We start from the raw sequence: 21,937 nt of genomic DNA, 5'->3' as shown, positions 1-21,937 counted from the left end.
CCGCTCCCCCGCCGCTCACTCGGTGATCTGGACGATACAGCGGTTGGTCGCCACCCCGGCGGCGGTGACCACCTGCACCTCCACCGCCCCGGGCTCGACATCGGCCGGTACGGGCACGGTCAGGACGCTGTCGGTGGGGTTGCTGAAGCCGCCGGTGACGGGGACCAGCGGCACGTGCACGTCGACGCTGCCGATGCGGACCACCATCCGGGAGAGCCGGTCGGCACTCTGGGCGCCGGGCGGCACGAAACCGGCGCCACGGATCTCGATGTCGTCGCCGGTGCGGATCGGCCCGTCCAGGTCACCGGGTTCACGGGCGCGGACCACGGAGAGGACGACCGGGCGGCCGCCCTCGGCGTACTTGCCGGCCAGGTAGGTCACGGCCGAGATCAGCACCACCACGCCCAGGCCCCAGGGCAGGTCGGGCAGCTGGTCGGGGCGGCGGGCCAGCCGTACGGCGGCGAACAGCAGGGCCACGGCGCTGATGGCGAGGTACTGGATGTCGGTGAAGGCGCCCCGGCCGGAGTCGTCGGTGAGCAGATCGGCGGCTCGCGGCCGGTGCGCCGGCACCTTCTGCAGCCGTTGCGCGAGGATGCGCAGGCCGACCACCCGGCGGACCAGGACGGCGATGCCGCACACCACGGCGAGGACGGTCACCACGCCCGCGCCACGCGCGAGGTCGAGGCCCGAGATCAGCGCGTCGCGTTCGGCGTGGTCGGAGGCGGCGGCCAGGCGGGCGGCCAGCAGCAGGACGGCGTAGCCGACGAACAGCACCCAGCAGGCGGCGACCGTGCGGGAGGTGGACATCCGGTTGTCCTCGCCGATCACCGGGGCCAGCGTGCCGCCGCGCGCCCGGTGCAGCCAGGAGGCGGCGCTGAGCACACCGGCGACGACGAGGGCGGCGGCCAGGGCCGCGGTGCGGGCGCCGGTCCAGCCCGCGCCGACCGCGGTGAGCGCCGCGCCGAGCAGCAGTGCGAGCACCGCGCCCCACACGACGCACACCGTCCGCAGCCACAGCCGGGCGAGCCGGGCCTCGCCCTCGGCGCGGCCGCGTGCGGCGACGGCGTCGGCCCGCTGGGTCAGTTCCTCGGAGACCCACTGGCGGGAGGCCGAGGCCGAGTGCGCCACGGCCGCCGGCAGGCCCTGTCCGGCCGCGAACTCGTCACGCCGGCGAAGGAAGGCGGCGACGGCCCGCCGGTGTCCCTCCCGGGCGCCGTGCGGGCAGTCCCCGCAGGTGCAGCCGCCCTCGTGGCCCACGGCACCCGTGCCCTGTCTCGCCTCCTGCACCGCCACGACCGGCGCCCGCCTTCCCCACGACCTTCCGGCACGTCCGGCGGGCCCTCGATGGAAGGCCTCACCCCCGCGCAACTGCCCTGTGTCGACAGCGAATTGTGCCCTACGCCGGGCCGTGCCGGGTCCTCGGGCCGGGGCGCGGCGGGTGAAGTGCGAGCCGCCGTGTTGACCCGGCTGCGAGAATTTCCGTATGGCCGAGATCATCCAGCGGGACGGGACCTGGGCCTTCGACGGCAGCACGATCCGGATCACCCCGGGACTGCACCGTTGCGTGCCGCTGTTCCGGCAGACGTACGGGGAGGTCTCCGTGCCGCTGGAGGCGGTCTCGGACGTGGTCTGGGAGCCCGAGCGCAAGCGTGGCCGGCTGCGGATGCGGCTGCGCGAGGGCGCCGATCCGCTGTTGCAGGCGACGGGCGGGCGGCTGCCGGATGCGGCCGACCCCTACCGGCTGACGGTGGACGCGGACCGCGGCGGGGTCGCGGAGTACGTCGCGGAGGAGATCCGGCACGCCCTGCTCCTGGACCGGATCCCCAAGGAGCCCACGACCGCCTATCTGCTGCCGGGCCCGCCGGTGCCGGTGTCCGTGCGGTCCTCCGACGGCACGGTCTCCTTCGACGGCACGCAGGTGCGCATCGACTGGGCCGACACCTCCGACCGGGTCAAACGCGCGACCGGCCCGCGGATCATCGCCCTCGGCGACCTGGTGCAGGTGGAGTGGCTGCCCAACTCGGGCTACGAGGACGGCTTCCTGCGGTTCGTGACCCCCGAGACGGTGTTCTCCAAGCTGCCGCCCGAGCGGGACCCCTACACCCTGGACCTGTGGGGCAGCGTGCGGCGCGATCTGCTGACCGCGCTGGTCGCGACGGCCGTCACCGCCCGGCTGCCGCATCCCTCCACCCGCACGGGTGCCGGGTACGACGGCCGGGACCGGCAGCCGGCGGCCGTACCCGGGCGGGCCGACCACCATGACGTACTGCTGCGCCGGCTGCGGGAGTTGGGTGAGCTGCACCGGGACGGGGTGCTCACGGACGAGGAGTTCGCGATGACCAAGGCGGCGGTGCTCAGGGGGTTCGGCTGAGCGTGCCCGGCGGGTTCAGCTCAGCAGGTCGGGCTCGCTGCGGCTGATGTCCTGCCACAGGGGCTGGTAGTTGATCCAGGCCACCAGGTCGCCGCCGAGCTGTTCGCGGGTGGCGACGGCCAGCTTGTGGTCGATGAGGACCGGGCGGCCGGCCGCCTTCGCCGTCAGCTGCACCTGGCAGGACCGTTCCATGGACAAAAACCACCAGGCGGCGGCGTCCACCGAGTCACCGACGGTGAGCAGTCCGTGGTTACGCAGCACGAGCGCCTTGCGGGAGCCGAGGGCCCCGGCGATCCGGCGGCCTTCCTCGATGTCGACGGTGACGCCGCTGTAGGCGTCGTAGAGGGCCACGTCCTCGTAGAAGGCGCAGCTCTCCTGGGTGATGGGGTCGATCAGCTCGCCGAGCGCGGCGAGGGCGCGGCCGTGCACGGAGTGGCAGTGGGCGACGGCGACGACGTCCGGGCGGGCGGCGTGGACCTGGGCGTGCACGGTGAACGCGGCCTGGTTGACGTGGTAGCGGCCCTCGACGACCTGCCCGTCCTGGTTGGCGAGGACGAGATCGCTGACCGTGACGTGCTTGAACGGCATCCCGAAGGGGTTGACCCAGAAGCAGTCGGTGAACTCCGGGTCGCGGGCGGTGATGTGCCCGGAGACCCCGTCCTCCAGTCCGGCCCGCCCGAAGATCCGCAGGGCACCGGTGAGCCGCTCCTTGCGGTGCCGGCGCTCGTCCTCGACCGAGTCGAACATCGGCGGCATGGCGAACTGCAGCTGGTCGGTGGGCAGCGGCAGCGGCGGGGTGGGCCCGTGCATAGGTCCTCCAGCGCTGGGATTGCGGTATGCGCCGGAAGTTACCGGCGGTCAGCGCAAAAGGGCAGAGCTGTTTTGTAAAGATGACGTACGCGGCGGAAACACGACAGAGGATGTCCGGTTTGCCGGTGAGACTGGCGTGCATGTCCCGTATGAGCTGGGCGGCCTTCACCGCCGCCGAACCCGAGCTGGCGACGACCGTCGAACAGCGTTTCCGTGCCTTCCGTCACCATGTCCTCGCCACCCTCCGCAAGGACGGCGCGCCGCGCACCTGTGGCCTGGAGGCCGACTTCCGCGCCGGTGAGCTGTGGCTCGGCATGATGGCGGGCTCGCTGAAAGCCCTCGACCTGCGCCGCGATCCGCGCTTCGCGCTCCAGGCGAACCCGGGCGAGGGCACGGAGATGGGCGGCGGGGACGTACGGATCGCGGGACGGGCGTACGAGGTCGGGGACGGGCGGAAGTCCTCGTACGCGAAAGAGGTGGACCCGCCGCAGCCGTTCCACCTCTTCCGCACCGAGCTGACGGAGGTCGTAAGGACCTACGTCGAGGACGGGAAGTACCTCGTCGTCCAGGTCTGGAAGCCCGGTACGCCCTTGCGCACGTTCAAGCGCGCCTAGGGCCTACTCCCACTCGATGGTGCCCGGCGGCTTGGAGGTGACGTCGAGGACGACCCGGTTGACGTCCCGGACCTCGTTGGTGATCCGGGTCGAGATGCGGGCCAGGACGTCGTACGGCAGCCGGGACCAGTCGGCGGTCATGGCGTCCTCGGAGGACACCGGGCGCAGCACGATCGGGTGGCCGTAGGTGCGGCCGTCGCCCTGGACGCCCACGCTGCGGACGTCGGCGAGCAGGACTACCGGGCACTGCCAGATGTCCCGGTCGAGGCCGGCCGCGGTCAGTTCCTCGCGGGCGATCGCGTCGGCGTCGCGCAGCAGGTCCAGGCGCTCCTTGGTGACCTCGCCGACGATGCGGATGCCGAGACCGGGGCCCGGGAACGGCTGGCGCTGGACGATCTCCTCCGGCAGGCCCAGCTCCTGGCCGACCATGCGGACCTCGTCCTTGAACAGCTTGCGCAGCGGCTCGATCAGCTGGAACTCGAGGTCCTCGGGCAGGCCGCCGACGTTGTGGTGCGACTTGATGTTGGCGGTGCCGGTGCCGCCGCCGGACTCGACCACGTCCGGGTACAGGGTGCCCTGGACCAGGAACTCCACGGCCGGGCCCTCGTCGGCGATGATGTCGGCCTGCGCCTGCTCGAAGACGCGGATGAACTCACGGCCGATGATCTTGCGCTTCTCCTCGGGGTCCGAGACGCCCTTGAGCGCGGTCAGGAAGCGCTCCTCGGCGTCCACGACGACCAGCTTGACGCCGGTCGCGGCCACGAAGTCCTTCTCGACCTGCTCGGTCTCGCCCTTGCGCATCAGGCCGTGGTCGACGTACACGCAGGTCAGCTGGTCGCCGATGGCCCGCGCGACGAGGGCGGCGGCGACGGCGGAGTCCACGCCGCCGGACAGACCGCAGATGGCGCGCTTGTCGCCGACCTGCTCGCGGATCGCCGCGACCTGCTCCTCGATCACATTGCCGGTGGTCCAGTTCGGCTGCAGACCCGCGCCGCGGTAGAGGAAGTGCTCCAGCACCTGCTGGCCGTGCGTGGAGTGCATGACCTCGGGGTGGTACTGGACGCCGTAGAGCTTCTTCTCGTCGTTCTCGAACGCGGCGACCGGGACGACGTCCGTGGACGCGGTCACGGTGAAGCCCTCGGGGGCGGCGGAGCAGGCGTCGCCGTGCGACATCCACACGTGCTGCTCGTCCGGGGTGCCCTCGAAGAGGGTGGAGGACGTCCTGGAGACATGCAGGTCGGTACGGCCGTACTCGCGGGCGCCGGAGTTGTCGACGGTGCCGCCGAGGGCCTGGGCCATCAGCTGGAAGCCGTAGCACATGCCGAAGACGGGGACGCCGGCCTCGAAGATCTCGCGGTCCAGGCGGGGGGCGCCTTCCTCGTACACCGAGGAGGGGCCGCCGGAGAGGATGATCGCCGCGGGGTTCTTGGCGAGCATCTCCTTCACCGGCATGGTGCTCGGCACGATCTCGCTGTAGACCCGGGCCTCGCGGACGCGACGGGCGATGAGCTGGGCGTACTGCGCGCCGAAGTCGACGACCAGGACGGTGTCCGGGGTGGCGGCGGTGGAAGTCGCTGATGACACGGGGTGCCTTCTGGTGGTCGGGCGGGGGCTGTGCTAACGAGTCTAACGGGGTGGACGTGGAGGCTTCCCCTGGACGCAGCCATGGCATACTGACCCCATGCTCAAGCACTCGACCTTCGTCTTTACCTATGGCACCCGGCCCGCCGGCTGCCATGGTCGTGCTGCTTGAGCGAACCGCCAAGCGACTTCCCAGGCGCCCCGGGCCGACAAGGCCCGGGGCGCCTGTCGTTTCCGGGTCCTGCCGTTCCGGGGCGTCCCAGCCACCTTCACCAGGAGCCCCCGACATGACCGTCACCACCCCGGAAGAGACCACCTCGACCCCGGAACAGACCATCGCCGACGCCCGTGAGCGCATCGACGTGCTCGACGACCGGATCATCGGTCTCATCCAGGAGCGGATGGCCGTCTCCGCCGTCGTCCAGCAGACCCGCATCGCCTCCGGCGGACGCCGGGTGCACCTCTCCCGCGAGATGGAGATCCTCGGCCGCTACCGCGAGGCCCTCGGCAAGCCGGGCACCGGCCTCGCCATGACCCTGCTGGAGCTGTGCCGGGGCCGCGTCTGAGCGACGCCGCAGGGTGCCGTACGTGAGTGCGAACGCCGTCTCACCCGTACGGCGCGTGACCGGCTCGCGCGGCGCTTCGTTGAGCGAGGTGTCCGTGCCAGCCAGGGGCGGGCCCGACAGAACCACGCGTGGCTCGCTGGAGCGATGAGGCGTACGGGTCGTGCCGTAAGCCGTGGGACCTCGTTCCAGGGAGGTGACCGGACGGCAGGGGACAGCAGCCCGGTCACCCAAGAGAACGGCCGGCTCCGGGGACGCCCGGGGCCGGCCGGCGGAAAACTGCACATGCGCACCAGTGCCGGGTCATCTGCCACGTCCCCGCGCCGACCACGGCATTGCTGCACACCGTCCGCCTCTCGGAGGCAGGACCAAAGAACCAGCGGCGCAACCCCCCGGCGCCGCCCCGGGCACCGGCGCAGCCCTGACGTCGGTGCTGACCGGAAGAAGGGCCCCGCGGTCTCTCCGTCCCGCGGGGCCCTTCGCCTACCCCGGCCGAATGTGACTCGCATCACACAGCCTTCGCCAGGCCGGCACACAACCCTCCTCACGGGTCACGGGTCTCACCTGTGCAACCAACGGCCATGCCCGTGCCCCACACACGGAGGCCTCCGAACACGTGCTGCCGCGCGGCGGCACGCGAGCCCCACAAGAGGTCCTCAATGAAGCTTCGCCGCGCCATGATGACCGCGGCCGCGACGGCTGCCCTCGCGCCGCTCGCCCTGGTCTGTGCCCCTGCCGCGTTCGCCGACGAGTCCCCGAGCGCCTCGGTCAGCTCGACCTCGGCCGAGACGACCCCCGCGGCAGACGCGAGCACCGGCCCGGCCGCCGACGAGAGCTCGCCCGCCGACCAGACGTCGGACGGCCCGTCCGCCTCCGACTCGGCGAGCGCGAGCACGTCGGCGTCGGCGTCCGCCTCCGCGTCCGAGTCGGCCTCCGCGTCCGCCTCCGCTTCCGCGTCCGCCTCGCCCAGCGAGAGCGCCGAGCCCAGCGACGAGCCGACCACGCCGTCCGGGGTCTGCGAGGAGGACGACGCCCACTACAAGTCCAAGATCCACACCTCGCTCAGCGGTCTGCCGGGCGAGATCGCCGTGGGCAGCGGCTGGCACCCCTTCACGCTCAGCGTCAAGAACCCGACGTCGGCCGACCTCAAGGACGTCATCTTCTACGCGGGCGTCGGCCCGAGCGACCCGAACGCCCAGTACGCGTTCAAGACCAGCCAGGTCCAGCTCCAGGTGAAGTACGACGGAGCCTGGTACGACGTCGAGGACGGCGCCGGCCACTCCAACGGCTACCTCGACCTCGCCGACATCAAGGCCGGCCAGACGGTGAACTACCAGCTCCGGCTGAACGTCAAGGCCAACGCCCCGGTCGGTGAGGGCCTGACCATCGGCGGCGGGATGTACTTCGACGACGAGGAGAACTGCATCGGCTCGGACCAGGCCAGCTACCTGATCAAGATCGTCAAGGCCGGCACCGACACGGGCGGGACGAAGCCCCAGGAGGGCGGCCAGGTCCCGGTTCCCACCCAGAAGCCGAGCAAGAGCAACACCCAGGACGTCACCGGCTCGCTCGCCGAGACCGGTTCCAGCTCCATGCTGCCGACCATCGGTCTGGTCGGCGGTGTCGCCGTCGTCGCCGGCGCCGGAGCGGTGTTCGCCGTCCGCCGCCGCAAGGGCGCCGGTTCGGACGCAGCCGCGTAAGCGCGGTCGCACCACCGAAGGGGCCTGCGCCAGGAGGGGGGTGCAGGCCCCTTCGGCATACCCCCGCTACTGCTTCGGCGGCATGGCCGGCATCCCCAGGAAGGGCAGGCGCAGCGCGCCGAACGCCTCCGCGGGAACCGCCGGGGCCTGCGGCTCCACCGGCTTCAGCCGCTCGTACGCCGCACCCTGCGCCGGACGCGGGTCCTCCGCACCCTTGTTCGGCCAGAAGGACATCGCGCGCTCGGCCTGCGCGGTGATCGTCAGCGACGGGTTCACGCCCAGGTTCGCCGAGACCGCGGCGCCGTCCACGACGGAGATGCCCGGGTGGCCGTAGAGGCGGTGGTAGGGGTCGATCACGCCGGTCTCGGCGGAGTCGCCGATGGGGCAGCCGCCGAGGAAGTGCGCGGTGAGCGGGGTGCCCATCAGCTCGCCGACGTTGCTGCCGGCGAAGCCGTTGATCTCGGCGGCGAGCGCGGAGGCGGCCTCCGTGGCGGCCTTGATCTGCTTGGGGTTGGGGGCGCCGTGGCCCTGGCGGGCGGTCAGCAGGCCCTTGCCGACGCCGTCCGGTTTCAGGTACGTCGTCAGGGAGTTGTCCAGCGACTGCATGACCAGGCCGATGATGGTCCGTTCCGACCAGCGCCGGTTGGACAGGGAGCGCAGGACCAGGAGCGGGTGCCGAGCCGCGTTCGCCAGCCAGGCCAGCGCGCGGGAGGAGCCCTCGGCGTAGGGCACCTGGAGGATCGACAGGCCGCCCATCGAGTTGGAGCCCTTGCCGTAGCGGACCGGCTCGATGTGGGTGTTCTCGTCGGGGTGGATGGAGGACGTGATGGCGACACCCCGCGTGAAGTCGGCCCTCGGCTCTCCGGTCGCCTTGCGGTAGCGGCGGTTGTCGGTCTGCGCGCCCACCAGCGCCTCGGAGTTGGTGCGGGTCAGGTCGCCGAGCCGGGCGGAGAGATACGGCAGCTGGCCGCCGGCCTTCATCCGGTGCAGCAGGGTCTGCGTGCCGTAGGTGCCGGCCGCGAGGACGACCCGGCGCGCGGTGAAGAGCCGGCCCTCGCCCTTCTTCTTGCGGTCCGTCGGCAGGGTCGCCACCGCGTAGCCGCCGCGCGAGTCGTCCGTCACGGACACGACGGTCGTCATGGGGTGGACCACCGCGCCCGCCTTCTCGGCGAGATGGAGGTAGTTCTCGTTCAGGGTGTTCTTCGCGCCGTGCCGGCAGCCGGTCATGCACTCGCCGCACTCGGTGCAGGCGTTGCGGGACGGACCGGCGCCGCCGAAGTACGGGTCGTTCACCTGCTCGCCCGGCCGTACCTTCGCCTTGCCGTCCGCGTCCTTGCCGTCGCCGAAGAACACGCCGACCGGCGCGAGGTGGAAGGTGTCGCCGACGCCCATCCGCTGCGCCGCCGCCTTCAGATGCACGTCGGAGGGGGTCATCGTCGGGTTGAGCCGTACGCCGAGCATGCGCTGGGCCTGGTCGTAGTACGGCTTCAACTCCTCCTGCCAGTCGGTGATGTCCCGCCACTGGGGGTCCTCGAAGAAGGCCTTCGGCGGTACGTAGAGGGTGTTGGCGTAGTTGAGCGAGCCGCCGCCGACGCCCGCGCCGGCCAGCACCATGACGTTGCCCAGCAGATGGATGCGCTGGATGCCGAACATGCCGAGTTTCGGGGCCCAGAGGTAGTTCTTGAGGTCCCAGGAGTTCTTCGGCAGGGAGTCCCGGGTGAAGCGGCGGCCGGCTTCGAGCACACCGACCCGGTACCCCTTCTCGGTCAGGCGGAGGGCGGACACCGAACCGCCGAACCCCGATCCGACCACGATGACGTCGTAGTCGTACCCGTCCTCGTCCCGGGTCTGGACAGACTTCTCCTGCGACACGTGCTCTCCTCGTCGAGAACGGGTGTTGACGAACGATGCTTCTAGCGGAACCGGAATGCCTTCATGAGCCGCAGACTCGTGCTCATGAACCGGGCGTACCCCTCGTCCGTCATGCCCAGCGACGGCGCCATCGGCAGCAACCGCTGCTGGGCCACCGTCTGGGCCTCGGTGTACTTGAGGATGCCCTCGGAGCCGTGGCGCCGGCCGAGGCCGGAGTCCTTCATGCCGCCCATCGGGGACTGGACGCTGCCGTAGGCGGGTGCGTAGCCCTCGTTGACGTTGACCGTGCCGGTGCGCAGGCGGGCGGCGACCTCGCGGCCACGTCCCGCGCTCTTCGTCCAGACGGAGGAGTTCAGGCCGTACGGCGTGGCGTTGGCGTGCTCGATCGCCTCCTCGTCGCTCTTGAACCGGTAGATGGAGACGACCGGGCCGAAGGTCTCCTCCTCGCACACGGCCATGGAGTCCTCGACGCCGTCGAGGATGGTCGGCTCGAAGAAGTACGGGCCGATGTCCGGACGGGCGACCCCGCCCGCGATCACCTTCGCGCCCTTCGCCACGGCCTCCTCGACATGCCGCTGCACGGTCTTCAGCTGGCGCTCGCCGACCAGCGAGCCCATGTCGGCGCCGTAGGCGAGGGAGTTGCCGAGCCGCATGGCCTTCGTGCGGGCGGCGAAGCGCTCCAGGAAGGCGTCGGCGACCGACTCGTGGACGTACAGGCGCTCGATGGAGATGCAGAGCTGCCCGGCGGAGGAGAAGCAGGCGCGGACGGCGCCGGCGGCGGCCTTCTCGATGTCGGCGTCGTCCAGCACCAGCATGGCGTTCTTGCCGCCCAGTTCGAGGGAGACGCCGACGAGGCGGGCGGCGGCGCCCTGGGCCACCTCGCGGCCGGTGCGGGTGGAGCCGGTGAAGGAGACGTAGTCGGCGTGCCGGACGACCTCCGGGCCGACGACCGGGCCCTCGCCGAGCACGACCTGGAAGACGCCCTCGGGCAGCCCGGCCTCGATCAGCAGGTCGCGCGCCCACAGGGCGGTGAGGCAGGTCTCGGTGTCCGGCTTCATCACGACCGCGTTGCCGGCGACGAAGGCGGGCAGCGCGTCTCCGACGGACAGCTCCAGGGGGTAGTTCCAGGGGGCGATCTGGCCCACGACGCCGCGCGGGTGGCGCAGTTCGGTGACCCTGGTGAGCGTGGGGACGGCGCCGGTGTGCCGCTTGGGCCGCAGATAGGCGGGGGCCTTGCGGCCGTAGTGGCGGGCCGCGACCGCGACGGCCTGCACCTCCTCGTGCGCGTGCAGCCGGGCCTTGCCGGTCTCCAGCTGGATCAGGTCGAGCACCTCGGCCTGCCGCTCCAGCACCAGGTCGTGGAAGCGCAGGAGGACGGCGGCCCGCTGCCGTACCGGGGTCTTCTCCCACACCGACTGTGCGGCGCGGGCGGCCTCGAAGGCCTTCAGGACGTCCGCGGGGGTGGACTCGGGCAGGTCGGCCAGCTTCTCGCCGGTGAACGGGGTGTGGTTGGCGGTACGGCCGGAGCCTGCGACGCCCTTGGTGAGCTGCGCCACCAGTTCCGGGGTGACCACGTCGGCGGCGGTGCGCGCGCCCTCGGGGGCGGGCGCGAGGGGGTTGGTGCCGGTGCTGTCCGGGGCCTGCGTGTCCGTCATGACGCGCAGGGTATGCCGGAGCACAGGCTTTGTGTACCCGTCGGTAACGGGGATTCACCGAGTGCTCACACACTGCCAGTGATCACTGGCAGAGAATGTGCTGATCAGCGCGTTGACACGGTGGCGCGCAGAAGGATCATTCGAGTCCCGCTTTTTTCGCGAGGAGCAGGCCCAGCGCGGTGCGCGGGGTGCGGCGTGGGGGGTCAGGGGGCCGGGGCGAGGGGGACTCGGGTACGGCTTCGGGCACCGAGTCCGGCACCGGTGCGAGCCCGAGGTACTCCCGCAGGGCCGCCGTGACCTCCTCCGCGCCGGGGCGCGCCTCGGGCTCGTCGGCGTGCAGCCGGTCCAGCAGGGGAGCCAGCGGCCCGGGGTCCGTGTCCGCGAGGGCGGCGCGGAGCAGGGCACCGAGGGACCACAGGTCGGAGGCCGGGCCGGCGCCGGGGCCCGCGGCGCGCTCGGGGGCGATGAAACCGGCCGGCGCGTCCCCCGGATGCCCGTCACCGGTCCCGAAGTCGGTGACGACCACCCGCCCGGTGCCGGACTCCAGCAGGACGTTGGCCGGTTTGACGTCCCGGTGCACGATGCCGACGGCGTGGGCGGCGCGCAGGGCGCCGAGGACGGCGAGCCCGATCCGGGCGACCTCGGCGGGCGGCAGGGGGCCGCGCCGCAGCGCCTCCTGCAACGACTCGCCCGCCACCAACTCCATGACGATCCAGGGGACGTGGCCCTCGGTCACGACGTCGTACACCGTGACGGCGGAGGGATGGCGCACCCGGGCCGCGGCGCGGGCCTCCCGGTAGAGCCGGTGCGCGATACGGCGGCTGTCCTCGTCGTCGGCCGGATCGCCGGGCAGCAAAGGCTCCTTGACGGCGACCGTCCGGCCCGCGGTCTCATCCTCGGCCCGCCAGACGGTCCCGGTGGGCCCGGCCCCGAGGCGTCCGGCCAGCCGGTAGCGGCCGCCGATCAGCCGTGCGTCGGGCGGGCGTTCGCCGTCTCCACTCATGTCACATGAGTACCGCGAGCACCAGGCCGTTGTCGAAGCCGGGCCCCGAAAACCGGTCCGTCACAGCTTCTTGATGTCCAGGTTCGCGATCGCCGCCTTGGCCACGTCCCGGCCGCGGGCGGTGAAGTCGCCCTTGTTCGGGTAGCCGACGGTGAGCTTGTACAGGTCGCCGCCGCTCGTGCGGTAGTAGAAGATCTGGAGTTCGCGCGGGCTGGGGTTGCCGCCGTCGTTGGTCTGGTAGACGACGGTGTTCTTCGCGGCCTCCTTGCCGTGGTACGTCGCGGTGTCGTCCGGGTGTGTCCGCGCGCCGCCGGGCATGTCGAGGGAGTAGTCGCCGTCGCCGCGGAACTTCTCGTCGTCGGCGTACATCTGGGACCGGGCGGTGTTCTTGATCTCGCCCAGTGAGGCCTGCGACTTCTTGGCCAGCTCCAACGTGATCCAGACGCCGCCGCTCCAGTCCTCGTACATCACCCAGTTCTGGTCGGAGTCGGTCTTGCCCGGCCTGACCTCCTTGTAGCTCGCCGGGGCGGCGAGCGTGGCGCCCAGCTTCGGGGCCGGGTGCTTCGTCCAGCCGCCGGGCAGCGGGCCCGCGAAGGGATCGGCCAGGACCAGGTAGGCCGCCACCGCCGCCACGATCAGCGCCGCGCCCGCGGCCGGCCACGCCTTGCGGCCGAGGCGACTGACCGGGGCAGTGGCGGCCACCACCTGGACGGGCTGGGTGGGGGCCTGCGGAGCCGGGGGCTTGACCGCCTCCTGGAGCAGCGCCCGTACCCGGTCCGCCTGCGGCCGGTGCGCGGGGTCCTTGTGCAGCAGCCCGTTGATGACCTCGGCCAGCGGGCCGGAGGCGGACGCGGGCGCCGCCGGGGTGGAGTTGAGGACCGACTGGAGGGTGGCCGGGGTGTTGCTGCGGCGGAACGGCGAGACACCCTCGGTGGCCGTGTAGAGCAGCACGCCCAGGGACCACAGGTCGCTCGCCGGGCCGGGCCGCTGCCCCAGCACCCGCTCCGGCGCGATGTACTCGGGCGAGCCGACGAAACCGCCGGTGTCCGTGAGCCGTGTGTCCCCCTCGATCTGCGCGATCCCGAAGTCGGTCAGCACCACCCGGTCGTAGCGGCCGAGCAGGACGTTGTCGGGCTTGACGTCCCGGTGCAGGACGCCCGCCGCGTGCGCCGCCTCCAGCGCGCCGAGCACCTGCAGGCCGATCCGGGCGGCCTCGCGGGCGTCCAGCGTGCCCTCGCGCAGGACATCGCCGAGGGTGCGGCCGCGCACCAGCTCCATCACGATCCAGGGCCGGCCCTCGACGACCGCGACATCGTGGACGTTCACCACCGCCGGGTGGTCGAGACGGGCCGCCGCGCGGGCCTCGCGGCGCATGCGCTCGAAGGCGTTGGCACGTTCCCGTTCGGGAAGGTGGTCCGGTACGCGGGGCTCCTTGACGGCGACCTCCCGGTCCACCGTCTCGTCCTGGGCCCGCCACACGGTCCCCATCCCGCCATGGCCCAGCTTGCCGAGCAGCCGGTACCGGCCGGCGATGAGCCGCCCGGCGCCGGGATCCTGCTGCTGAGCCGGGATGGGGTGCGGCTGTGCGTTCGGCTGCGGTTGCGCATGCGGTTGCGGCGGTTGCAGAACAAAACTCGTCGTGTCGTCGGTCCCGTGGCCGACTCCCCCGTCACTGCTCATGCCTCATCCATATCGCGCCATCGGCCGCCACAGCCACACAGAAGGCGAACCGGTCACAGACCCGTGACCGAGCGGCCCGTTCAGGACCCCGCCCGGAAGGTGTCGACCGCCACGTCGAAGTACTCCCTCGCCTCCCGCACCTTGCCGACCGGCGCCGACACCCACACGTCGTACATCCGCCCGGCCTCCTCCCAGCACAGGTCGTAGGTGTGGCGCGGCCCCTCCGCCGCGCTGAAGCCGTTCCAGGTGAACTCCCAGAGCGCCCCCGGATGTCCGTCGTGCGTGGTCGGGGTGACCCGGCCGTCGTGGTAACCGGGGTTGGTGGACGGACCCTTGGCGGCCGAGCGGTCCATCACCGCCTGTGGACCGCCCGGTTGGGGATCGGCGATCTTGACGCCGAGGCGGAAGGTGTCACCGGGTGAGAGGTAGAAGACGCGCTCGCCCTGCGGACTGCGGGTGAAGTCCTCCGGTACGGCGAGGGAGAAGCCGGCCGCATCCCGGACCGTGCGGTAGCCGGAGGGCGCGGTGCGCGGGCCGGCCGAGCCCCGGGTGGTGGGCGCCGGGCCGGAGGTGGTGGGTGTCGGGGGTGCGGTCCGCGACGAGGTCGGGCCCGTGGCGGTCCCGGTCGCCGGGGAGCTCGCCGTACCGCCGGGGCTGCCGCCGCCCCCGCCCTCGTCCCGGTGCAGCAGCAGTGCCGCCGCCGACACACCGGCTCCGGCCAGCGCGGCGACCAGCAGGGCCGCGATCAGCACCCCGCGTGGGGACGACTGCCGGGCCTGGGGCTCCGCCGCCGGCTCGGCCGTGGCGGGCGGCTGCGGCCCGCCGTGCGGAAGGTCCCGCTGGGTCGGCGGGTGCGGCGCGGCCGCCTCCGGCACACGGCTGCCCGCCGCATCCGACTTCGCCGTACGCTCTCCCGCCGGACGTCCCCCTGCGGTACCGGACTTCGCCGTACGTCCCCCCGCGGTACCGGACCGCGGGGTCCAGCCCCCGCCGATCCGGTGCGCGCGGCCGGTGGCGGTGGGGCCGGACGAGGTGTCCGGTGCCTCCGGGGTCCGGCCCGTCTCCAGGTACGTCCGCAGCATCTGCTCGGCCTCGGCCGCGCCGAGCCGCCGGTCCGGGTCGCGCTCCAGCAGCCCCCGTACGACCGGCAGCAGCGGCTCGGCCTCAGCGGGGGGCCGGATCTCGGCGGCGACGACGGCGTGCAGGATGCCGCCGAGCGAGTCGCGCCGGAACGGCGACTCGCCGCTGAGCACCGTGCACAGCAGCGCGCCCAACGACCACAGGTCGGACTCCGGGCCGGTGCGCAGCCCCGACATCCGTTCCGGCGCGGTGTATTCGGGCGAGCCGACGAAGGAGCCGGTCTCGGTGAGCGTGGTGGCGCCCTCGACCTGCGCGATACCGAAGTCGGTCAGCACGATCCGGCCGGTGCCGGACTCGATCAGCACGTTCGCGGGCTTGATGTCCCGGTGCAGCACCCCGGCTTCGTGCGCGGTGCGCACCGCGCCGAGCAGCGCGATGCCGATCCGCGCGGCCTCGGCGGCGTCGACCGGGCCCTGCCGGGAAATGCGGTCGGCGAGCGAGCCGCCGTCGATCAACTCCATGACGAGGTAGGGGCGTTCGTCCTGTTCCACCACGTCGTGCACGACGATGATGTGCGGATGCCGCAGCTGGGCGACCGCCCGTGCCTCACGGAACGTACGGTCCCGGCGGCGCCGCGCGTCGCCCTCGGAGAGGGAGTCGTCCGGGAGGAGTTCCTTGACCGCGACACGCCGGCCCAGCACCTCGTCGTGGGCCCGCCACACGACGCCCATGCCGCCGCGCCCGATGCGTGCCTCCAGACGGTAACGGCCCGCGATCACCCGGAAGTCGGCGCCCTCGGTCCCCATGCGCCCCATCATGCCTCACCGGACCCGTGCCCTCCGGGGCGCCGATCGGCCAAGCAGGGCCGATCGACCAGCCATTTTCGGCCGTATCGGCGGTCGTACGGCCGTATCGGCCGCCGTCAGCCGGCGGCCGGCTCCTGCCAGTTCTGCAGCACCCACTTGAACTGCTTGCTGGTCTTCGCCCAGTCCTGTTCCGGCGTGGACATGTAGATGGCGTACTCGGTGCCGGAACGCGAGTAGTACGTCTCCTCGATCGCGTGGCGCGGACCTTCGATGTGCGGCAAGTCCTTCTTCAGCGCATACCAGGTGTACTCCCACAGCGAGCCGCTGCGGTCGCGGTAGATGTTCTGCTTCAGGGCGACACGCTTGTATCTGACGAGTCGCTGCAACTGCTGTTCCAGATCCACCTGGTGCTGGTAGGCGTCGGCGAAGTCGGGCGAGCTGTTGATGGCGATACGGACGAAGTGATAGCCGCCGTCGGGGCTGTAGTCGATCTGTTTGAGGCCGCCCTTGAGCTCGTAGACCGACCGCTTCCAGCCTCTGGGCAGGGAGAGGCTGAAACCGAGCGGGTCACGATAGACCTGCCAGCTGGCGGGCACGGTTCCGTCACCGCGCGGCGCGGCGCTGCGGCTCGCCGAGGGCGAGGGCGTGGCCGGGCCGGCACCGCCGCTCGACCCGGTGTTCTGCGCCGAGCCACTGCCCCACTCCTGGAAGGCCACCGCGGTGCCACCGCCGAGCACGGCAGCGACGGCGACGACCAGGGCGAGGGTGCGCAGCCGGCGGCGGGGCCGGGGACGTGCGGGTGCCGGGCCCGGGGGCGTGGGTGCCACGGCCGTCGGCCCGGTCATGGAACGGCCCGGTCCCGAAGGCACTCCGGGGCCGTACCCCGGGGTGGTTCCCGTGGGGCCGTGGCCGGGGTTGGGTCCGGTCGGGTCGTAGCCGGGAGTGGGTCCGGTGGTGCCGTGACCGGACGCGGTCGGTCCGGAGGCGTAACCCGAGGTGTTCGGCCCACCCATGTGCACGCCCCAGCCCTGGGTCGGGATGAACGCCTGGGCCGTGTGCGGGCGGCGGCCCTCCGCCGCCTCGGCGAGCATCTGCTCCGCCTCCTCCGCGCTCGGCCGGCGTTCCGGTTCCTTGCGCAGCATGGCGGCTATGACGGGACCGAGCGCACCGGCGTGGCGCGGCTCGTCGGCCTCCTCCTCCACGACCGCCTGCATGGTGCTCAGCGGTGAGGTGCGGCGGAACGGCGAACGGCCCTCGACCGCCGTGTACAGCGTGGCTCCCAGCGCCCACAGGTCCGAGGACGGGCCGGGGTCGTGGCCGCGCACCCGCTCCGGCGCGAGATAGTCGACCGAGCCGACGACCTCGCCGGTGCGGGTGATGGTGGAATCGCCCTCGATCTGGGCGATGCCGAAGTCGGTGAGCAGCACCCGGCCGTCCCGGCCGAGGAGGACGTTGCCGGGCTTGACGTCCCGGTGCAGCACCCCGGCGGAGTGCGCGGCGCGCAGCGCCCGCAGCACCCACAGCCCGATACGGGCGGCCTCCGCGGGCTCCACCCGCCCCTGCTCCTTGACCGCGTCGGCCAGCGAGTTGCCCTCGACCAGCTCCATGACGATCCAGGGACGGCCGTCGTGTTCGAGGACGTCGTGCACGGTGACGACGGCGGAGTGGTTGATGCGCGCGGCGGCGCGGGCCTCGGCCCGGGTCCGGGCGAGCAGCACGGCCCGGTCGCTGTCGGAGACGTAGAGCGCCGCGGTCAACTCCTTGACGGCGACCGTCCGGTGCAACACCTCGTCGTGGGCGCGCCACACCCGGCCCATGCCGCCGCTGCCGATGGAATCGGCGAGCCGGTAGCGGCCCGCTATGAGCAGGCCCTGCATCTGATTCACGTTGCCCCGCAATGCTCTTGACAGGGTCAGACTAAGGACCGGTCAACCAACTGGGAACCAGCGGGGTACCAAGGTGACAGCACTGTGACGCTTGTGGCCACCCGAACCGTCCAGGACGGGCCAACCGGTATACGGGGCGCTCAACGCGTGTAGCGGTACGTCGCCGTGGCCTGCTCGTACAGCCGGGTCACCGCGTCCCGCTGGGCCTCCGGACCGCGCACCTGGATGAGGTGGTAGCGGCCGTTCAGCAGGATCGCCATGTTCCGCACGAACAGGTCGCGGCCCTGGCCGTCGGTCCAGGTGAACTGCCCCTCGGCCATGGTCCGCCCGCCCACCTCGATGGTTCGCAGACCGGTGGCCGTGGCCCAGCTGGAGTCGCGGTACGGCTGGAGCTCGCTCTCCTTGTCCCGTTGGTAGGTCATCGGGTCGCTGCCGTACGTCGACGCGCTGTCCCTGCCCGGTACGACGATCAGCTCGAAGTTCCCGTGCGCGTACACCACCTGGCCGCTGCCGTTCTTCGGGGTGCGGTCCCAGCCCTTGGCGACGGCGATCTGGAACCCCTCCGGATCCTTGCGCAGGGTGAAGCCGTCGGCGACCGCCGGGTCGCCGCCGGTCTGCGGCTCGGTGGCGGGTGCGGACGCGGAGGGGCTGCCGCCCTGCTCGGAGGGGGACTGCCGGATGGCCGAGGGCGCGGCACCGACGTCCCCCGCGCTGCGGGTCCGATCGCTGCCCGCGGCCCCGCTCGCCCCCTGCTTGGGCATGAACAGCATCGCGTACACGATCGCGCCGGCCAGCAGGAGCAGGATCAGCAGAAGCAGGGTCCGGCCGAGACTGCGCGGCGAACGCGTCTCCTCCCGGGCCCGTTCGCGCTTGTGCCGGCCGTGCGGATGGGTGTCGGGCAGCATGGCGCGCCGCCGCCGCATCCGCACCAGCTCGCCGCGCCGCCGGACGATCGGCAGCCGGCTCGGGTCGGCGGGCGGCACGGTGACGACATGGGTGCCGGCGTCCGGCTCGGGCGCGGAGCGCACCAGCGAGCGCAGCCAGCCGTTCAGCTCCTCGAAGTCCAGGCGCTCCGTGGGGTCCTGACGCAGCAGCGACTCCACGACCGGCCGGAGCGGGCCGCACTCCTCGGCGAAGGCGGGCGGCTCGGCGCACACCAGCTGCACCAGCTCGGCCGTCGACTCCTCCGGATACGGCGCGTGCCCCTGCACGGCCCGGAACAACAACGCGCCCAGCGCCCACAGATCGGTCGCCGGCCCGATCGGTGCCGCCAGCTGCCAGTTCTCGTGCACGGGCCCGGCCTGCTCCGGCGCCCACCGCTCGGTCACCGGCCCCACCACGGTCATCCGCACCTGCCGCGCCCGCTCAGCCTCCAGGGCACTCGCGGGCCCACGCCGCCCACCGGCCGCTCCGGGGGCGTTCCAGTGGGGGTGGGCGGGGGTGGTGGTGGCGCCGTGCTGTTGGGCGGGGCCGAGGGCGCGCGACGGCGAGCCCGGGCCGCGGTGGGCCAGGCCGGTGGCGTCCGAGGGCTGAGCGTCCGGGCCTTGGCGGGCCGGACCGGGGGCGTACGGGGGCAGGGCGGAGCCCTGGCGGGTGGGGTCGGTGGGGGTCCGGGACGTGGTGGCAGGGTACGGCGCCGGGGTCTGGCCCGGGACGGACGGGCGGGGGTTCGCCGAGGGCAGGCCGGGCCGTTGCGGGCCGCTGCTCAGGGCCGAGGAGGGAGCGCCGGCAGCGGGGCGCGGTGCGGCGCCGTGCCAGGGGGCGCCCTGTACTCCGTAGGGATCGGCGATCCGTCCGGGCGGGGTCGTGGTGCCCGGTCCGCCGGAGTACGGCGGCTGCGGTGTGCCGTCGGCCCGGGTGGCGCCGGCGTCGCCCTCGGCGGGCGGCCGGGCCCCGGGCAGGGCGGCGCGCCCGTTCTGCCGGGCCTCCTGCACCCGTGCGGCGGCACGCGCACCCGCGCGGTACGCGGCGATGGCCCCGGCGCGGGCGGCACGGACGTCCGCCCCGTTCTCCAGGGGCCGTTGCCCCGCCGGGCCGGGCAAACCGGCCCCGCCGGACACCCCGTTCTCCCCCGGCACCGGCAGCCCTCCGGCCGCCCTTGCCTGGATCGCGGCCCGTCGCGCGGCCTCGGGGTCGACGTCCGCGGAAGGCACTCCGCCCGCTCCGACCGCCCCGCCGGCCACACCGCTCGCCCGGTCTCCGGAACCGGAGGAATCCCCACGGCCCCCGGTGAAGGGAGCCCCACCCGGACCGCGGCCTGCTCCCGGTGCACCGGGCCCCGGAGACCCATCCAGGCCACCGCCCGCCCCAGGAGCAACGCCCAAGCCTCCACTCGGGCCCGGAGAAACGCCCGCGCCGGCACCAGGCCCGGGAGAAGCGCCCAGGCCACCGCCCGGCCCCGGAGCAGCGCCCAAGCCACCGCCCGCCCCAGAAGCAACGCCCAAGCCGTCGGCGGCCCGAACCGCCACCCCTGGACCGGCCCCAGGACCGGCGCCTGGACCCGCCGTCTCCGTCTCCGTCCCCGCTCCCCCGACGGCACCCTCTCCCAGCTCATCCCGGGCCGGCACCGGGTCGTACCCGCACAACGCCTCCTCCGCGGCGCCGACGGCAAGGCCGGTCAGCATCACGCGGCCGTCGTCGCAGACGAGCACCGTGCGCGCGGTGATGTTGCGGTGCACCCAGCCATGGCCGTGCAGCACCCGGAGCGCCATGAGCACGTCGGCCGCGACTTCGGCCGCCCGGTACGGCGACAGCGGCTGCTCGGCGAGCAGCGCGGCCAGCGGGCGCGCGGCCACCAACTCGCTGACGATCCACAGCGAACCGCCCTCGGCGAACACGTCGAAGACCTGGTCGAGGCGCGGGTGGTCGGGGATGCGGGCCGCCGCCTGCGCGGCCTCGACGGCGCGCCGCACGGCCGGGTCGGCGGGCCGCCGGGTGGCGGTCCGGGCGTCCGCGGTCCGCCGGGCCGCGGCCCCGGCCCCGCGCTCACGTGCGGTGAAGCCCTCGGGCAGTCCCTCCGCGTCGAGCACCTCGGCTTCGACGACCTCCGGCAACGGCACCTGCCGGACGAGTACTTCCTGGCCGCTGTAGGTGTCGAAGGCGCGGGTCTCGGTGAGTTCGTACTCGTCGGAGGGCGGCAACGGCAGGCGGTAGCGGTCGGCGAGCACCCGACCCGCATAGTCGTCCACTTTGCCTCCCCCGGCCGCCCGGTCGGTCACATCCGTTCGCCTCACGACCCGTTTCGCACACACTTCCGGCTGCGTACGGTCCGCAACCATTCACGATACGTGCCGGAGGCAACCCGCACCGAGTGGATGACGGATTCTCACGCCCCAAACCGGCGCCCGTCGTCTACGACTTGGGTGCGAAGGAGGCCGTGAGGGTCTTCCACGTGTGCTTGCGCAGCGCGCCGTTGCCCGTCCGGACCGGCGTGCCGGCCGCCTGCCGCGGGTCCATGGCGATGCCTGCTCACGGCGCGGCCTCCCCGTGCAGCCGCACCACCCCCCGCATGACGGCCGACAGTCCACGCACGTCCGTAATAAAGCAGAAATGACACGAACCACCGTCAGGCCTATGGCATGAACAAGCATCCAAGCACTCAACCAAACCGTCCGCGAACAGGACATCACGGAATTACCCGCCCGAAATCATCACACTGCTCTTTTGCAAGATCACCTTCGGGCGCTGTACCGTTTCGCACGCCCAACACAGGGCATTCCTAATCATGGAGACTTCGTGAAGAAGATATTCCGACTCCTGGCGAGCGGCGCCGCTTTGGCCCTCCTTCCTCTCACCTTCGGCGCCAATGAGGCGAGCGCCTGGGGCGGTACCGGTTACGAGTGCACTTCGCTCAGTAACGGTGACCTCTGCGTCCGGATTTACCACTCGTCCGACGGTTGGTCGTACACCCGAAAGATCGAGGTCGACTACAGCAAGTTTTCGGGTGGCACCATTTCCCTCAAGGGCGGCTTCTCCAGTCCGGGCGGGACGATCTGGGCGGGTAGCTACTCCAGCCTTTCCGCCGGCGGCACCTACCGGCACTACTTCGACAACGTTCCGTTCATGGACGGATGCGTCAACGTCACTGGCCTCATCCAGGTCAGCGGCCAGGGACAGTTCGCCACGCCTCCGCAGTCCATTTGCTCGTACTACGGCTGACGCCTGCCGGTTGTGATTTTCTAGCAGTCGGGGTCCGGGGGGGGGGGGGACCCCCCCCCCCCCCCCCCCCCCCCCCCTCCCCCCCCTTCCCCCCCCCCCCCCCCTTTTCCCCCCCCCCCCCCCCCCCCCCCCCCCCGCTACCACCTCCCCCTCCACAA

At 72.5% G+C, this 21,937-nt stretch carries 15 protein-coding genes; 5 read left to right on the top strand and 10 right to left on the bottom strand.

Annotation, left to right across the window (positions count from 1 at the left end):
* Nucleotides 1-15 precede the first annotated feature (15 nt).
* On the bottom strand, nucleotides 16-1,293 hold the full coding sequence (locus tag ACZ418_RS05685; protein WP_468357398.1) for a hypothetical protein: 1,278 nt from the start codon (nucleotides 1,291-1,293) through the stop codon (nucleotides 16-18).
* 190 nt (nucleotides 1,294-1,483) lie between these two features.
* On the opposite strand from ACZ418_RS05685, the gene ACZ418_RS05680 reads away from it, so the two are divergent.
* Nucleotides 1,484-2,371, top strand: a complete 888-nt coding sequence (locus ACZ418_RS05680; protein ID WP_468357395.1) for a DUF4429 domain-containing protein — start codon at nucleotides 1,484-1,486, stop codon at nucleotides 2,369-2,371.
* A gap of 15 nt (nucleotides 2,372-2,386) precedes the next feature.
* On the opposite strand, the gene ACZ418_RS05675 is transcribed toward ACZ418_RS05680, so the two are convergent.
* Entirely contained in the window at nucleotides 2,387-3,181 is a 795-nt protein-coding gene (locus ACZ418_RS05675) for a class II aldolase/adducin family protein (protein ID WP_468357392.1), read from the bottom strand.
* Nucleotides 3,182-3,330: 149 nt separating this feature from the next.
* Between ACZ418_RS05675 and ACZ418_RS05670 the strand changes: the two genes are divergently transcribed.
* Entirely contained in the window at nucleotides 3,331-3,795 is a 465-nt protein-coding gene (locus ACZ418_RS05670; protein ID WP_468358864.1) for a pyridoxamine 5'-phosphate oxidase family protein, read from the top strand.
* 3 nt (nucleotides 3,796-3,798) lie between these two features.
* Here the strand turns inward: ACZ418_RS05670 and guaA are convergent, their stop codons facing one another.
* A complete protein-coding gene (gene guaA, locus ACZ418_RS05665; protein ID WP_468357389.1) occupies nucleotides 3,799-5,379 on the bottom strand; it encodes a glutamine-hydrolyzing GMP synthase in 1,581 nt (526 codons plus the stop codon).
* Nucleotides 5,380-5,663: 284 nt separating this feature from the next.
* On the opposite strand from guaA, the gene ACZ418_RS05660 reads away from it, so the two are divergent.
* A complete protein-coding gene (locus tag ACZ418_RS05660; RefSeq protein ID WP_468357386.1) occupies nucleotides 5,664-5,942 on the top strand; it encodes a chorismate mutase in 279 nt (92 codons plus the stop codon).
* Between the two features lie 656 nt (nucleotides 5,943-6,598).
* On the top strand, nucleotides 6,599-7,639 hold the full coding sequence (locus ACZ418_RS05655; RefSeq protein WP_468357383.1) for an LAETG motif-containing sortase-dependent surface protein: 1,041 nt from the start codon (nucleotides 6,599-6,601) through the stop codon (nucleotides 7,637-7,639).
* Nucleotides 7,640-7,705: 66 nt separating this feature from the next.
* On the opposite strand, the gene ACZ418_RS05650 is transcribed toward ACZ418_RS05655, so the two are convergent.
* From ACZ418_RS05650 to ACZ418_RS05620, 7 genes are all read right to left on the bottom strand, one after another.
* On the bottom strand, nucleotides 7,706-9,511 hold the full coding sequence (locus ACZ418_RS05650) for a GMC family oxidoreductase N-terminal domain-containing protein (protein ID WP_468357380.1): 1,806 nt from the start codon (nucleotides 9,509-9,511) through the stop codon (nucleotides 7,706-7,708).
* 41 nt (nucleotides 9,512-9,552) lie between these two features.
* Complete coding sequence (locus tag ACZ418_RS05645; RefSeq protein WP_468357377.1) at nucleotides 9,553-11,166, bottom strand: succinic semialdehyde dehydrogenase; 1,614 nt, start codon at nucleotides 11,164-11,166, stop codon at nucleotides 9,553-9,555.
* Between the two features lie 136 nt (nucleotides 11,167-11,302).
* Nucleotides 11,303-12,169: a serine/threonine-protein kinase gene (locus ACZ418_RS05640; RefSeq protein ID WP_468357374.1), complete on the bottom strand. Its 867-nt coding sequence runs from the start codon at nucleotides 12,167-12,169 to the stop codon at nucleotides 11,303-11,305.
* A gap of 60 nt (nucleotides 12,170-12,229) precedes the next feature.
* Entirely contained in the window at nucleotides 12,230-13,849 is a 1,620-nt protein-coding gene (locus tag ACZ418_RS05635; protein WP_468357371.1) for a serine/threonine-protein kinase, read from the bottom strand.
* Between the two features lie 80 nt (nucleotides 13,850-13,929).
* A complete protein-coding gene (locus tag ACZ418_RS05630; protein WP_468357369.1) occupies nucleotides 13,930-15,735 on the bottom strand; it encodes a serine/threonine-protein kinase in 1,806 nt (601 codons plus the stop codon).
* Between the two features lie 116 nt (nucleotides 15,736-15,851).
* Nucleotides 15,852-17,612 (bottom strand): serine/threonine-protein kinase, encoded by a 1,761-nt coding sequence (locus tag ACZ418_RS05625; protein ID WP_468357366.1) that lies wholly within the window; start codon nucleotides 17,610-17,612, stop codon nucleotides 15,852-15,854.
* A 149-nt stretch (nucleotides 17,613-17,761) separates the two neighbouring features.
* A complete protein-coding gene (locus ACZ418_RS05620) occupies nucleotides 17,762-20,809 on the bottom strand; it encodes a protein kinase (protein ID WP_468357363.1) in 3,048 nt (1,015 codons plus the stop codon).
* Nucleotides 20,810-21,356: 547 nt separating this feature from the next.
* Here ACZ418_RS05620 and ACZ418_RS05615 point away from each other — a divergent pair.
* A complete protein-coding gene (locus tag ACZ418_RS05615; protein ID WP_468357360.1) occupies nucleotides 21,357-21,779 on the top strand; it encodes a hypothetical protein in 423 nt (140 codons plus the stop codon).
* Nucleotides 21,780-21,937: the final 158 nt, after the last annotated feature.

It is taken from the genome of Streptomyces sp. NPDC030820, from assembly GCF_055572075.1.
Note: the sequence above shows the minus strand (reverse complement) of the source record. Positions and strands in the feature narration are given on the sequence as shown.